The sequence below is a fragment of the Jannaschia seohaensis genome (assembly GCF_900116765.1).
GTDB classification, from domain to species: Bacteria; Pseudomonadota; Alphaproteobacteria; order Rhodobacterales; family Rhodobacteraceae; genus Jannaschia; species Jannaschia seohaensis.
In genome coordinates this window covers 20,555-33,150 of record NZ_UETC01000004.1, presented here as the reverse complement: position 1 = coordinate 33,150, position 12,596 = coordinate 20,555, and the positions used below count along the sequence as shown (strand labels likewise).

The window sequence follows — 12,596 nt, the reverse complement described above, 5'->3', positions numbered from 1 at the left end:
GATGGTACCAGCGCCCCGGCTCGAACGGGGGACCTCCTGATCCACAATCAGGCGCTCTAACCAACTGAGCTACGCCGGCACAGGGCCGCGCATACCGAAGCCAGCCCTGGGGTGCAAGAGCCCGATGTTAGGCGGGGAAGCAGACATAGCGGCGACGGCATGCTTCGAGATGCAAAGATCCTCAGCAGGCGGGAACGCCTGGCGGGACTGTGCGCCTCCGGCGGGGATATTTGAGCAGGGAAGAAAGACCGCGGGCAGGCATACCGCACGCGTGGTGTCCGTGCTCATCACGGGTTTCCAAATACTCACGACACGACAAATGCCGCAGGCGCGCCGATGGGAGCGTCGCGCGCCCGTGCCGCCGGGGGTCCGGGGGGCGTCCCCCGGCCGCAAGGGTCAGAGCGGCAACATCCAGTTTTGTTCAATCGTGGACTGGCCGAAGGCATCGACCGGGGTCTCGTCGAGCAATTCGAAGCCGCTGCGGGCATAGAGGCGGCCCGCCGCGCGGTGGCTCTCATGGGTCCAGAGGACGAGGCGGGAGGCGCCGGTTGCGCGGGCGTGGGCGATGACCGCCTCCAGCAGCGCCTGCGCCAGCCCCGTGCCCCGCCGCGCCGGCTCGACAAGGAACATCCGCAGACGCGCGTCCGTCTCCGAGTCCCGCGCGCAGAACACACAGCCCTGGCGCCGGCCCTCGCGATCGACTGCGATCCAGGCCCGCTCCTGCGGGCCGCGGGTTTCGATGAAGTCGGCCAGGATGCGCGCCACCAGCGCCTCGAAGCGCTGATCATAGCCTTCGTCCTGCCAGTAGAGTTCGCCGTGGCGCTGAAGCACCCATCCGGGATCGCCCGGCGCAAGGTCACGGAAGGTGATGTCATCCATACGCCCTGGCTTGCACGGCGCCGCGCCCGCGTCTAGTCACGCGGTATGGGCATCAATGACGAAAGCGACATCTCCGCCAATCTCCAGATCGGGCCGACCGATGCGGGGATGGTGCGCTTGTATGTCGAGGGCGACGGGATCGAGATCCCGATGGATTTCGAGCCCGACGAAGCGCTCGAAATCGCGGAAGAGCTGCGCGCTGCCGCCGCCATGGCCCGCAAGACCAAAAGATAGCGACGCGCTCGGCCCCGGGGCGACGCGCGGGTGCCCCTCGCGATTGGCGCGGGTGGCGCGGGAGCAAGTCCGCCTGCACCGCACTCCGGTCGGCGTGACGGGGAGCGAGGGATAGGGGCGCGCCCGCTGCCGGATCATGGGCGTGGGTTGCGCGCACTGCTGCGCCCCGAGGCAGGGCCGCCCTGCCCGCCTACAACGCCGCCATCGTAGCGCGGGAGGGGCTCGCGTCGCTGGGGCTTTCGGCTCGGCTGCCTGAGAGGCGCGCGCAGATGACCCACAGCACGCCGCTCGGCGGCGCGCTGCGGGGCGATTCTGGACGCGAAATGCTGGGGCTACCGGGTCGGCGAAACGGCCATGGCCGCGTTCTCTACCGACGGGGGCCCGGCGTCACCGAGCGGGCGGTCGTCAGGGCAGGCCCAACCCCGGATCGCGGCTGGCATGCAGCCGCAGCGCCGCGCAGCGCGCGAAGCGCAGGGTGAGCGCCTTGCGGCGGGCGGCGGCGAGCGGCGTGGCCTCGGGCATCCGCACCACTTCCGCGCCGAACCCGTCCGCCAGGATCAACCCGGTCTCGGGCGGCAGGATCCCGGTGGGAAAGTCGGTGTCGACGGCCCAGAAGAAACGGTCCCCCCAGTCGAGATAGCCCTCCCATTTGCAGTCGGACGTGAAGTCCGCGCGGGACGACTTACACTCGACGATCCAGAACTCGCCCTTGGGGCCGAGCGCCATGACATCGAGACGGCGGCCGCGTTCGGGCGAGAACTCCTCCAGGCAGGTGAAATCATGCGCGCGAAGATGGCGGGCGACGCCGCGGGCCAGAAGCTGGCCGGGTTGGAGGCCGGGGGCGCAGGTGTCGGGTGTCATGGGCCCGAGTGTGAACGGAGCGCGAACGTGCGTCCAGCCCGAAACCGCCTGAGAAGACATGAGTCACGCCGCCGCAGGCTTGGCTCAGCCCGCGATCGCGATCCCCGGCATCCACGGCCAAGCGCCAGCATGGCGAGGTTCTCGCTGAGCGAGATCGCCCCCAGCGGCAGGTTTGAGCCGCCGCCGACACTGGCGTCGGTCAGCCCCCGCTTGTCGACATAGACCGCATTGATGACTGAGACGTCGCCGATGGTGCCGATGAAGACGCCGACCGGTGCGACCAGCCAAATCAGCGCGCTGCCGGTCCCGATCAGGGCCATCATACCGATGTCGCCATAGAGTTCGAGCAACGGATAGGCATAGCCATAGGGCCCCGTTGCGCCACGCTAGCAGGTCGTAGCCGAGGAAGCCGTTCCCGAAGCCCCCCACGTCCTGGAGCTTCTGGATGGCGCGGGCGACCATCGAGGTGGCGAGGAACCACTTGACCCATGGGAGGATCGGAAAGCTCTCTGAGGTTCAGCACGATCGCCGCGGCCCTCAGCGCGGTGGCGCACAAGATCGCGATCACGGGGAGGTCGGTCGTCTCGCCCTCGCCCAGCACGCGGTCGCGGAGATGCGTCTTCAAGTCGGGGTAGCCGCCGATCCGCACCCCATCGATGAGGGTCGTGGGTCATCGTCTCGCCCCCCTGGGCCGCTTGAAGGCGTCGGCCTCCGCGCGGCAGGTCAGCAGGGTGTCGCCGATGTCATAGCCCCTGGCGTCTGAACATCGACTGGGATTTCAGGCCAAAGGGGCAGAGATGGCCCGGCATGGCCATCCGATGACGCGCGGCCCGCTCGCCTGCCCTTTGCTCTGCTAGCGCGCGGTTCCGGGGCCGTCGGTCGTAGCGACCGGAGTCCTCGCGGGGCTCCTTTCGTCTGAGCGCTCAGGGTTGCATCCAAACGCCGCACCCGGCCGTGCGGGTTCCGCAGTGTCGGCAGCGCCTGCGCGGTTGTCATGGTCCCAGCTGGCGCCTATGTCCTGGCGTGACGATGCTTCTGCGCTTCACGTCATCCCGGCATAATTCCGGTGGCCTTAAGCAAATCCGAGGGAGCTGGCTCTGGTATGGCCCTGGTCATGCTACCTGGCGCCCACCTGTATATACAGGTCCTCGGGAAGATATGCCCGACGGTTGCCGCGGTTCATCGTCACCCGCCCGCCAAGCCGCTCTTCCGGTCTGGCGACCGTCATCGCCCCCTGGCCATCTCCGCCTGAAGGATGCCCGCGACGGCCTGCGGCGCGCTCATCGGGAGCATGTGATCCTGCCCGGCCTCGATCTCGATCCGGCGCACGTCAGGCATTCGGTCCGCCAGGCCTTCGGCGATGCGCAGAATGGGCAGAGGCGGATCGCGCCGGGTGACGAGCAAGGGCGCGAACCCCGCAGAGAGACGCGGCAAGAGACCGTGGCGGTCGCGCTCCAACTCGTCTCGGGTGGCCGCGATCAGGTGGATGCGGTCGGTGATGTAGCGCCGCACCGGCGATGGAAGCGCGGCCCAGTCGCCCATCCCCCAGAGCCCGTTGAAATGCGCCGCGGCCGTCGCGCGATCGCCCCGCGCCAGCGCCTCCGCGAAAGGCGCCATCGCGGTCCGGCTCCAGGCAAGAGCTTCCGGATGGGCGGCGAACAGGACCGGTTCGATCAGGGTGAGGCTGCGAATGCGGGCCGGATCTTCCACGGCCAGGGCGAGCGCGACCACGGCGCCGTAGCTGTGGCCGACCACGTCCAGAGGCCCCTCGGGCGCCGCCGCATGGACCCGCGCCAGGGCCGCGTCCATCATCGGCCCTTGCGCTTCGGCCGCCTGCCCATGGCCGGGCAGGTCCGGAGCGATGCCCCGCACCTCCGGCAAGGCCGCGAAGACCCGGCGCCACGCGCCCCCCGACGCCAGGGCGCAGTGCAGCGCCAGAAGCGGTCTCACAGCGTGGCGAGATAGGCGTCGAGCTCGCCAATGCTGTCCTGGCCCCAGAACCGCTCGTCGCCCACGATGTAGAACGGCACGCCGAAGGCACCGGCCGCCACCGCGTCCTCCAGGTTGCGGGCGTAGGTCTCGGCGCCTTCCATCATCCCCCTGTTGACCAGCGCACGATCGAAGCCCGCCGCCTCCAGGCAGTCGGCGATCACGTCGTCCTGGGCGATGTCCCGCTCCTCCGCCCAGCACGCCCGGGTGAGGCCCGCGACCAGGGCGCCGACATCCCCCGATCCATCCTTGGCCGCCGCAATGATCGCATAGGAGGAGGGCGCGGGATTGGTCGGCCAATGGGCGGGCTGAAGATTGATCGGCATGCCGAGCGCGGCCGCCGTGCGGCGCAACTGCTGCAAGCGCCAGACCTTGCGGTTCTCGTGCCGCTCGGGCAGCGGCGTGCCGCCGGTGCGCAGGAACAGATCCGCGAGGTTGAGCGGCTTGTAGGCGACCTCGGCCCCATGCTTGGCCGCGACCTCCTCCAGCCGCGTGCCCGCGAGATAGGTGAAGGGGGAAATGGTGGCAAAATAGTAGTCGATCCGCATCGGACCCTCCCGGTATCTTTTTGGTAGCGCTAGCGTGCCCCTGCAGCGGGGGCAATCGCGCCGGGGGCGCTTTGCCGGAAGGGCGCACGGTGCTAGGGCGGCCCCACCCTGCTCTGGCTGCGATTCGCGAGGCCCGCCCGATGCCCAATACTGACCCCAAGCTCATGTCCGGTAATGCGAACCCCGCGCTCGCGGCACAGATCGCGCGGCGGATGACCCTGCATCGCGGTATGAAGACGGGCCTGGTCGACGCGCGGGTCGAGCGGTTCAATGACGGGGAGATCTTCGTCGAGGTGTTCGAGAACGTGCGCGGGGAGGACATGTTCGTCGTCCAGCCCACCTCGAACCCGGCCAATGACAACCTGATGGAACTCTTGATCATGGCCGATGCGCTGCGCCGGTCCTCGGCCGGGCGCATCACCGCTGTGATCCCCTATTTCGGCTATGCCCGTCAGGACCGGCGGACCAAATCGCGCTCGCCCATCAGCGCGAAGCTGGTCGCCAACCTGATCGCCAATTCCGGCGTCGAACGGATACTGACGATGGATCTGCACGCGGCCCAGATCCAGGGCTTCTTCGACATTCCGGTGGACAACCTCTACGCGTCGCCGATCTTCGAACTCGACATCCGCCACCATTTCCGCGGCCAGATGGAGGACGTCATGGTCGTCTCCCCGGATGTGGGCGGCGTGGCGCGCGCGCGGGAACTGGCCAAGCGGATCAACGCCCCGCTGAGCATCGTCGATAAGCGCCGCGAAAAGGCGGGCGAGGTCTCCGAGATGACGGTGATCGGGGACGTGTCGGGCAAGAAGGTGATTATCGTCGACGACATCTGCGACACGGCCGGAACGCTCTGCAAAGCGGCCGATGTGCTGGTGAATGCGGGCGCGACCGAGGTCCACGCCTATATCACCCACGGCGTGCTGTCCGGTCCCGCCGTGGGCCGCATCACCAATTCGCAGCTCAAATCCCTGGTGATCACGGACTCGATCCAGCAGCCGCAGCCGGTGCAGGACTGCCCCAATATCCGCATTGTCCCCTCGGCGCCGATGCTGACCCAGGCGATCCTGAACATCTGGAACGGCACCTCGGTCTCGTCGCTCTTCGACACCGCGACGCTGGAGCCGATCTACGAGCCGCTCTATCCCGGCCTCGCGCTGGATCAGACCGGCTGAGACACCGGCCGTCCGACAAGAGAGCTGACCCACAAGAGGCCCGGTGCGCGACGCGCGCGCCGGGCCTTCGTTGTATTCCCCTATCGGGCGAGTGGACGGGTCAGTCCCAGAGGGTGATGAACAGGATGATCGGCGACACCATCGCGAACCAGATGCAGAAGAAGAACGCCGCGCGCCCGGCCTTGTGATAGAGTTGCATCTCGGCGTCGTCTTCTTCCCGCGGCGGCATCTTGGCGCCCGTCTCGCGGGCATGCGCGGTGGCCTCCTTGGCCGCGAGGCGCGCGCGTTCGATTTCGGCCTCCAGCCGCGCGCGGTGGGTCTGGGTCAGGGCCTGTTCCAACATAGTCTACTCCGGTTGTTTCCTGACGGCAGATGGAGCGCGGACCGCCCGAGTCCAGAGGCCATTTCGCCTTTCCGCGCGATCGTCTAGGCAAGTGCGATGAGCTTTGAAATTCACCTCATGGCCCCGCCCGGATTGGAGCCGATCCTGGCCGAGGAGGCGCGCGCGGCGGGCCTCTCGGGCGCGCGGCCCGTCCCTGGCGGCGTCGTACTCATGGGGGGCTGGCCCGAGGTCTGGCGCGCCAACCTGAAGCTTCGCGGGGCGGGGCGGGTTTCCGCCCGGATCGGCAGCTTTCGCGCGTTTCACCTCGCACAACTCGACAAGCGTGCGCGCAAGTTTCCCTGGCGCGAGGTGCTGCGCCCCGATGTGCCGGTGCGGGTCGAGGTCGCGACCAACCGGAAGTCGAAGATCTACCACAAAGGCGCCGCGGAGGAGCGGATCGCCCGCGCCATCCACGAAGAGCTGGGCGCGCCGCTGGAGGGGCCCGACCCGGTGACGGTGCGCGCCCGGATCGACGACAACCTCGTCATCCTGTCCGTCGACACCTCAGGCGATCCGCTTCACAAGCGCGGGGCAAAACAGGCAGTCGGCAAGGCACCCTTGCGGGAGACCATGGCCGCGCTTCTGCTGCGCGCCTGCGGCTTCGATGGCTCCGAGCCAGTGCTCGACCCGTTCTGCGGCTCTGGGACCTTCGTGCTGGAGGCGGCCGAGATCGCTGCGGGGCTCGCCCCCGGCCGCGCCCGCCGCTTCGCCTTCGAGCGCCTCGCGACATTCGACGCGGCCGCCTGGGCCGCGCTGCGCGACATGCCCCAGCCGCCTCGCCCGGATCTCGGCTTCTACGGCTCGGACCGGGACGCGGGGGCCTTCGCCGCCGCGCGCGCGAATGCGGAGCGGGCCGGCGTGGCGGAACTCTGCCATTTCGAAAAACGCACCGTCAGCGAAATCGCCCCGCCGCCGGGCGGCCCCGGCCTCGTCATCGCCAACCCGCCCTACGGCACGCGGATCGGCGACCGGAAGCCGCTTTATGGCCTCTACGGCGCGCTGGGCACGGCGCTGCGCGAGCGGTTTTCGGGCTGGCGGCTGGGACTCGTGACCTCGGAGCCGTCGCTCGCCCGCGCGACCGGGCTTGATCTCGACGAAAGCGCGCCGATCGCCCATGGCGGTCTGCGCGTCCGGCTCTATCGGAGCGGCCCGCTCTAGCTCAGCCCAGGATGTCGGCCATCAGCGCCGATCCCGGATCCCGGAGCGCGTCGATCACGTCGAAATGGTGCCGGCCCGCGGCGATGCGCAGCGGGACATCCCACGCCGTGGCCAGCGCCTTGGCCTGCCAGTGAAAGCTCGGCCGCTCCGCTTCGCCGACATGAACCGCGATCCGCCGCCCCGGCAGAGGCGCCCCCAAGCAAGGGCTCTCGGCCACGGCCTCCGCCGTGTCGAGCCGCAGCTCCGCGTTCATCGACAGGGCCACAAGCGGACGCAAGTCGGTGACGGGACTGATCGGCACGCATGCCACGATGCGGTCCAGGCAAGACGGCGCGGCATCGGCCATCACCATCCGCGCCGCCAGATGGCCCCCGGCGCTATGCCCCGTCAGGTGTATCGGCCCCTCCACCAGAGCCGCCACCGCGTCGATGGCCCGGGCGACATGGGCCGTGATCTCGGCAATCCGAACGCCGGGCGCGAGCGGATAGCCGACCATCGCCACCGCATATCCCTGGGCCAGACCTCCCTCGGCGAAATGCGACCAGTCCTCACGCCCGAAGAGATGCCAATAGCCGCCATGGACGAAGACCATGAGCCCGGCGGCCTCCCCCTCCGGCCGGAACAGGTCCACCGCTGCGGGGCCGACCGGGATCGTCTCCGGCGGATGCGCGGCGCGAAAGGCCGCCGCCGCTTTGGCCCATCGCGCCGGGTAGTCGTCGCCGCCAGGGATATAGGCCCGGACCTGATAGGCATCGTCCAAAGCCGCCCGGTTCATCCGTCCCCAACCGTCCATGCATTCCTCCCGAAACGAAAAAGGGCGCCCGAAGGCGCCCCGTTCTAAGACCGAACCAAGTCGTCAGTGCAACCGCTCGCGCACAGCTTCGATCGACCGGTCGATCATCGCGTCCCGGTCCGAGGCCGAGGTCTGCTTGGCCAGCATATCGGCCGCCACAGCGGTGGCGACGCGGATCGCCTCGTCGCGGACTTCGCGGACGGCAGCGGCGCGGGCGCTCTCGATCTGGTCGGCGGCCGCCGCCAGACGACGCTCGACCGAGGCTTCGAGATCTTTGCGCGCCTGGACGTTGGAGGCCTCGGCCTCCGCCTTGGCGGTGGCGACGATCTCGTCGGCCTGAGCACGTGCCTCGCGGGTCTTGCGCTCGTAATCGGCCAACAGCGCGGTCGCTTCGTCGCGCAGCGAACGGGCCTCATCGAGATCCTTCTGGATGCCCTCGGCGCGGGAGTCGAGCATCCCCAACAGCAGGCCCGGCACTTTGAAGTAGACCAGGATACCGATGAAGATGACGAAACCGATCGAGACGACGAAGTCGGTATTGCGCAGCGAGAAGAAGCCATACTCGCCCGAGGCCGCCAGGGCCGGGCTGGCGAGCAGGATCAGCGGAATGGTCGTGCGGATCATCGGCTCAGCTCCCCTTCACGCGGGTGTCGACTGCGGCGTCGATGGCGCCCTGGTCGGGCTTGCCGCCGAGGGCACGGACGATCTCGCCGGCCACGTCGCGGGCCACCTCGGCCACGGATGCGCTCGCGCCCGCACGGATCTCGGCGATCTGAGCCTCGGATTCGGCGGTTTTCTCGGCGATCTGCGCGTCCGCTTTCGCGATGGCGGCGTTCAGATCGGCCTGGATCGCCGCACGTGCCTCCGCCGAGATGCGCTGCGCCTCGGCGCGGGCGTCGGCCAGGGCCTTTTCATAGGCGGCCTCGGCATCGACCGCCTGACGCTTCAGGTCTTCGGCGGCGGCCAAGTCATTGGATATGGTCCCGGACCGCTCGGCCAGAACCGCGCCCACGCGCGGCAGAGCGATGCGGGTCAGGACGAAGTAAATCGCGACCAGCGCGACCAGCAGCCAGAAAATCTGGTTCAGGTACCAGTCCGCGCAAAGCTGCGGCATGCCGATGGCACTGCCGTCGACGACGCAGGCGGACGCGCTGGATGGGTCGACCGGATCGGCCATGTCTTATGCCCCCTTGGCGGCTGAGTGTCCTGCGGCGGGGGCCCTTGGGCCGCCCGCCGAGCGTAAGGATGATCTGCGGGCCTTAGACCGCGAACATCAGCAGCAGCGACACCAGGAACGCGAAGATGCCCAGGGCTTCCGCGAAGGCGATGCCGATGAACAGGGTCGCGGTCTGCGCGCCGGCAGCCGAGGGGTTGCGCAGGGCGCCGGCGAGGAAGTTGCCAGCCACGTTGCCCACCCCGATGGCGGCAGCGCCGGAACCGATAGCAGCCAGGCCAGCGCCGATGTGAGCGAGATCGCCTTCCATGGTATTTCTCCTTACGTTGGAAGTCTGTCGATGGTCGTAGGGTGGGCAACACCATGCCCACCGCAACTCAGTGATGCGGATGCAACGCGTCCTTGAGGTAGACGCAGGTGAGGATCGTGAACACGTAGGCCTGGATCGCGGCGACCAGCACTTCGAGGGCAAAGATGCCGACGATTCCGAAGATGGCCAGGGGCGCGACCGCACCGATCGCTGCGAAACCCGCGAAAACCTTCAGCACGGCGTGACCGGCCATGATGTTGCCAGCAAGACGAATGGAGTGGCTGACCGGGCGAACGAAGTAGGAAATCACCTCGATCACGGCAAGGATCGGCCGCAAGGCCAGGGGCGCCGAAGACACCCAGAACAATCCCAGGAACGACGCGCCATTCTTGACGAAGCCAAGGATCGTCACCGCGAAGAACACGCCAAAGCCCAGAACCGCCGTCACGGCAATCATGGAGGTGGGCGAATAGCTCATCGGGATCAGCGCCAGGAAGTTGGCGAAGAAGATGAACAGGAAGAGCGTGAAGATGTAGGGAAAATAGCGGATCGCGTCCTTGCCGGTCACGTCCTCCACCATCTTATAGACGAAGCCGTAGAAGAGCTCCGCGACCGACTGCGTCCGCGACGGCACGATGGCACGCCCGCGGGTGCCGACGACGAACAGGAGCACGACCGACAAAACCGCCAGGGCCAGCCAAAACGTGTGGTTGGTCAGCGTCAGCATGCCCACCGGATCGCCCGCTTCCCCGAACAGGGGCTTCACGATGAACTGGTCCATCGGGTGGAAGACCAGACCGCCTTCGGCAGATTCAGCCATGCTTTCCCTCGTCTCTCGGCGCGCCAGCGCCCGGTTCCTTTAACGCCGCCTTGGCGTCGATCTTGCCCTGCACCTCCTTGGCGGAGGCGATCATCGTCTTCACCCCGGCCACGAAGCCGAGAAGCGTGAACACCACCATCAGGAACGGCTGCGTTCCCAGGACGACGTCGAGTCCGTAGCCGATGCCGAAGCCGATCCCCAGCCCCGCGACCATCTCGATCACCATCCGCCAGGCAAGCTGCGCCTGGGAGTAGTGCTCCTCCATGTGGTCCTTCTGCTCGCCGCCCTTGGCCGCGGCGATGCGGGCCTCGAGGGCGCGCAGGCGGTCGTCGGGTTCGTCAGGCATTTGGCCCCCACGGATGTTGCGGCAGGGTCTAGGGGGCCGGAGGCACGGAGTCAACGCGCTCCGCCGCGCTGCGGAAACGCAGCCCTTTCAAGTCGTTACGAAGCACTCCATTCAGCACCAGAGCCACCCCTACATGCGCGACATATTCAACGCCGGAGTTGAACATCCTTGACCGCGGCCCCTCGGGCGGGCATCGGCCCGCTCTATGTCCCCGTCCCTCGACACCGTCTTCGCCGCGCTCGCGGACCCGACCCGCCGCGCGATCCTGTCGATGCTGCTGGAGGACGACATGGCCGTCACCGACGTGGCGGAGGGGTTCGACATCTCGCTCGCCGCCATCTCCAAGCATCTCGCTGCCCTGGACCGCGCGGGCCTGATCGCGCGGGAGCGGCGCGGCCGCGTTGTCTGGTGTAAGTTGCAGCCGGACGCCCTGCGCGCGGCCTCGGTCTGGATGCAGAGCTTCGGGCAGTTCGACGGCCCGGACCTGGACGCGCTGGAATCGCTGCTGGCCCGCATCGAGGAACCGACCGATGTGCTGGCCGAGCTTCTTGCCGCGGAGCGCGGGATCTGGGACGCGCTCGTCGCCGGCGATGCGGAGGCCGACCGCGCCGCGCTCCACTCCGATTTCCTTGGCCTCTACCCAGACGGCTATGCGGACCGCGACGACCATGTCGGCCAATTGGCCCAAGGCCCGACAATCGCGTCCTACGCCATCGAGTCCCCGCGCGCCTCCGCCCCCGGGGACGGGCTGGGCCTGCTCTCTTATCGTGCGCGATTCACCCGTCCCGGACGGCCGGAGGAAGCGATGTGGGTGACGAGCCTCTGGCGCCGGACACCCGATGGATGGCTCAATCTCTTCAGCCAGGACACGCCAGCGGCCTGACGCTCACGTCCGCGCCCCGGTCACCGGATGGATCAGGGAATCCAGGTCCGCGATATCCGCGCCGACGCCCACCTGCCGATAGATCCGCTTGCCCAGGCGCGGATAGTCCGCCTCGTCCTGCCCCAGGCGCTGGCCGATCACCAGGAGCCTGAGAGGCTCGGCCCCGGTATTGACGATGGTATGGGCCAGCCCCCGGCGCGGTAGCCGATGAAGTCGCCCGGCCCTATCTCCATATCCTCGGCTCCGATCGTCGCAGTCGCGCGGCCCGAGATGACATAGACGGCTTCGTCCTCGTGATAATGGCGGTGATATTCGGTGGTCTCGTGCCCCGGCGCGACCTCGATCAGATGAATGCCAACGGCCGTCAGCCCGGTCGCGTCGCCCAGGCACCGGTTCAGCCGCCGCGCGTTGGCGTTCAGGAAATGGGTCTTGTCCTGACCCGGCATAGCGGCGATCTCGGCCGCGCGCAGCAGATACCGCTCGGCCGTGTCACCTCCCATCTCAGTTGCCGGCAGCGAGCGTCTCGCCAATATCGACCCGGCCGAAGTTGCGCAGAAGCTGCTGGATGAGCCCGAAATCCCGGATCGAGGTATCGGTGATGCGGCGCGACAGAGTCACGACACGCCCGTCCTCCAGGCCGAAGCGCTCGATATTCTCGACGGTCCCGTCCTCCCCGAAGGAGATAGCGACAAGCTCCCGCTCGATGGTTTCGGGCGCACGCCAGGCGAAGGAGCGGACGCGGGAGCGGACGAAATACCAGTTGTCCTCGCTCAGCACACCCGCCGTCGAGGGGCGTCCGACCAGGCTCTCGACCGAATCGCGGGTATCGACGCCCACGATCACTTCCTGGAGCATCGCCTCGTCGGGGACGTAGCCATGGTTCTGAAACGTGGCCGCGCAAGCCGTGAGCCCCCCCGCGCAAACAGCCGCGAGCGATAGGCGCCCAATCATCCGTCTCGTCCTGGCCACGTGTCCCTCCACCTCCCGGAGCCGTTGCGGCCTCCGGGCGTTTGGTCCTATGCCTTACCCGCGCGGTTCCCCCCC

19 protein-coding genes, 1 tRNA gene and 1 pseudogene are annotated in these 12,596 nt (G+C 68.2%); 5 read left to right on the top strand and 16 right to left on the bottom strand.

Going from position 1 to position 12,596, the window contains the following annotated elements:
* Window positions 1-2 precede the first annotated feature (2 nt).
* Window positions 3-79: transfer RNA gene (locus DTQ71_RS10390), tRNA-His, on the bottom strand.
* 317 nt (window positions 80-396) lie between these two features.
* Window positions 397-879 carry a GNAT family N-acetyltransferase gene (locus tag DTQ71_RS10385; RefSeq protein WP_109564235.1) on the bottom strand — a complete coding sequence of 161 codons (483 nt, stop codon included), beginning with the start codon at window positions 877-879 and terminating at the stop codon, window positions 397-399.
* A gap of 45 nt (window positions 880-924) precedes the next feature.
* Here DTQ71_RS10385 and DTQ71_RS10380 point away from each other — a divergent pair, with 45 nt between their 5' ends.
* Entirely contained in the window at window positions 925-1,113 is a 189-nt protein-coding gene (locus tag DTQ71_RS10380) for a DUF6324 family protein (RefSeq protein WP_109564234.1), read from the top strand.
* Between the two features lie 405 nt (window positions 1,114-1,518).
* On the opposite strand, the gene DTQ71_RS10375 is transcribed toward DTQ71_RS10380, so the two are convergent.
* The 4 genes from DTQ71_RS10375 to DTQ71_RS10360 all read right to left on the bottom strand — a co-directional run bounded on the left by DTQ71_RS10375 (window position 1,519) and on the right by DTQ71_RS10360 (window position 4,511).
* Window positions 1,519-1,974: an MmcB family DNA repair protein gene (locus DTQ71_RS10375; RefSeq protein ID WP_109564233.1), complete on the bottom strand. Its 456-nt coding sequence runs from the start codon at window positions 1,972-1,974 to the stop codon at window positions 1,519-1,521.
* Window positions 1,971-2,324 (bottom strand): hypothetical protein, encoded by a 354-nt coding sequence (locus DTQ71_RS24255; protein ID WP_245947420.1) that lies wholly within the window; start codon window positions 2,322-2,324, stop codon window positions 1,971-1,973. Before DTQ71_RS24255 ends, DTQ71_RS10375 begins: the two co-directional genes overlap by 4 nt.
* Before the next feature lie 874 nt (window positions 2,325-3,198).
* Window positions 3,199-3,924: an alpha/beta fold hydrolase gene (locus DTQ71_RS10365; protein WP_170125395.1), complete on the bottom strand. Its 726-nt coding sequence runs from the start codon at window positions 3,922-3,924 to the stop codon at window positions 3,199-3,201.
* The gene (locus DTQ71_RS10360) at window positions 3,921-4,511 is read right to left on the bottom strand and encodes a 2-hydroxychromene-2-carboxylate isomerase (RefSeq protein WP_109564232.1); all 591 of its coding nucleotides are present in this window, start codon (window positions 4,509-4,511) and stop codon (window positions 3,921-3,923) included. The genes DTQ71_RS10365 and DTQ71_RS10360 overlap by 4 nt, the downstream gene beginning before the upstream one ends.
* Before the next feature lie 140 nt (window positions 4,512-4,651).
* On the opposite strand from DTQ71_RS10360, the gene DTQ71_RS10355 reads away from it, so the two are divergent.
* Window positions 4,652-5,686, top strand: coding sequence for a ribose-phosphate pyrophosphokinase (locus DTQ71_RS10355; protein ID WP_109564231.1), 1,035 nt, complete (start codon window positions 4,652-4,654; stop codon window positions 5,684-5,686).
* 100 nt (window positions 5,687-5,786) lie between these two features.
* Here the strand turns inward: DTQ71_RS10355 and DTQ71_RS10350 are convergent, their stop codons facing one another.
* Entirely contained in the window at window positions 5,787-6,029 is a 243-nt protein-coding gene (locus DTQ71_RS10350) for a hypothetical protein (protein WP_109564230.1), read from the bottom strand.
* Between the two features lie 96 nt (window positions 6,030-6,125).
* On the opposite strand from DTQ71_RS10350, the gene DTQ71_RS10345 reads away from it, so the two are divergent.
* Entirely contained in the window at window positions 6,126-7,226 is a 1,101-nt protein-coding gene (locus DTQ71_RS10345) for a THUMP domain-containing class I SAM-dependent RNA methyltransferase (RefSeq protein WP_109564229.1), read from the top strand.
* 1 nt (window position 7,227) lies between these two features.
* Here DTQ71_RS10345 and DTQ71_RS10340 read toward each other — a convergent pair whose 3' ends face one another.
* The 6 genes from DTQ71_RS10340 to DTQ71_RS10315 all read right to left on the bottom strand — a co-directional run bounded on the left by DTQ71_RS10340 (window position 7,228) and on the right by DTQ71_RS10315 (window position 10,669).
* Window positions 7,228-8,019 carry an alpha/beta hydrolase gene (locus DTQ71_RS10340; protein ID WP_245947418.1) on the bottom strand — a complete coding sequence of 264 codons (792 nt, stop codon included), beginning with the start codon at window positions 8,017-8,019 and terminating at the stop codon, window positions 7,228-7,230.
* A gap of 63 nt (window positions 8,020-8,082) precedes the next feature.
* Window positions 8,083-8,643 carry a F0F1 ATP synthase subunit B gene (locus DTQ71_RS10335; RefSeq protein ID WP_172500052.1) on the bottom strand — a complete coding sequence of 187 codons (561 nt, stop codon included), beginning with the start codon at window positions 8,641-8,643 and terminating at the stop codon, window positions 8,083-8,085.
* A gap of 4 nt (window positions 8,644-8,647) precedes the next feature.
* On the bottom strand, window positions 8,648-9,196 hold the full coding sequence (locus DTQ71_RS10330; RefSeq protein ID WP_109564227.1) for a F0F1 ATP synthase subunit B': 549 nt from the start codon (window positions 9,194-9,196) through the stop codon (window positions 8,648-8,650).
* A gap of 82 nt (window positions 9,197-9,278) precedes the next feature.
* Complete coding sequence (locus DTQ71_RS10325) at window positions 9,279-9,503, bottom strand: F0F1 ATP synthase subunit C (protein ID WP_109564226.1); 225 nt, start codon at window positions 9,501-9,503, stop codon at window positions 9,279-9,281.
* 67 nt (window positions 9,504-9,570) lie between these two features.
* Window positions 9,571-10,323 (bottom strand): F0F1 ATP synthase subunit A, encoded by a 753-nt coding sequence (locus DTQ71_RS10320; protein ID WP_109564225.1) that lies wholly within the window; start codon window positions 10,321-10,323, stop codon window positions 9,571-9,573.
* Window positions 10,316-10,669 carry an AtpZ/AtpI family protein gene (locus DTQ71_RS10315; protein WP_109564224.1) on the bottom strand — a complete coding sequence of 118 codons (354 nt, stop codon included), beginning with the start codon at window positions 10,667-10,669 and terminating at the stop codon, window positions 10,316-10,318. Before DTQ71_RS10315 ends, DTQ71_RS10320 begins: the two co-directional genes overlap by 8 nt.
* 205 nt (window positions 10,670-10,874) lie before the next feature.
* Here DTQ71_RS10315 and DTQ71_RS24250 point away from each other — a divergent pair.
* A pseudogene (locus DTQ71_RS24250) lies at window positions 10,875-11,180 on the top strand (ArsR/SmtB family transcription factor); the annotation flags it as partial.
* 21 nt (window positions 11,181-11,201) lie between these two features.
* A complete protein-coding gene (locus DTQ71_RS24245) occupies window positions 11,202-11,552 on the top strand; it encodes a nuclear transport factor 2 family protein (protein ID WP_245947463.1) in 351 nt (116 codons plus the stop codon).
* A gap of 3 nt (window positions 11,553-11,555) precedes the next feature.
* Here the strand turns inward: DTQ71_RS24245 and DTQ71_RS24240 are convergent, their stop codons facing one another.
* From DTQ71_RS24240 to DTQ71_RS10300, 3 genes are read right to left on the bottom strand one after another with little or no spacing between them, the layout of a single operon-like run.
* The gene (locus tag DTQ71_RS24240) at window positions 11,556-11,693 is read right to left on the bottom strand and encodes a hypothetical protein (RefSeq protein WP_245947416.1); all 138 of its coding nucleotides are present in this window, start codon (window positions 11,691-11,693) and stop codon (window positions 11,556-11,558) included.
* Window positions 11,690-12,052, bottom strand: coding sequence for a cupin domain-containing protein (locus tag DTQ71_RS10305; RefSeq protein ID WP_245947414.1), 363 nt, complete (start codon window positions 12,050-12,052; stop codon window positions 11,690-11,692). Before DTQ71_RS10305 ends, DTQ71_RS24240 begins: the two co-directional genes overlap by 4 nt.
* A 1-nt stretch (window position 12,053) precedes the next feature.
* The gene (locus DTQ71_RS10300) at window positions 12,054-12,503 is read right to left on the bottom strand and encodes an outer membrane protein assembly factor BamE (protein ID WP_109564222.1); all 450 of its coding nucleotides are present in this window, start codon (window positions 12,501-12,503) and stop codon (window positions 12,054-12,056) included.
* Between the last annotated feature and the right edge of the window lie 93 nt (window positions 12,504-12,596).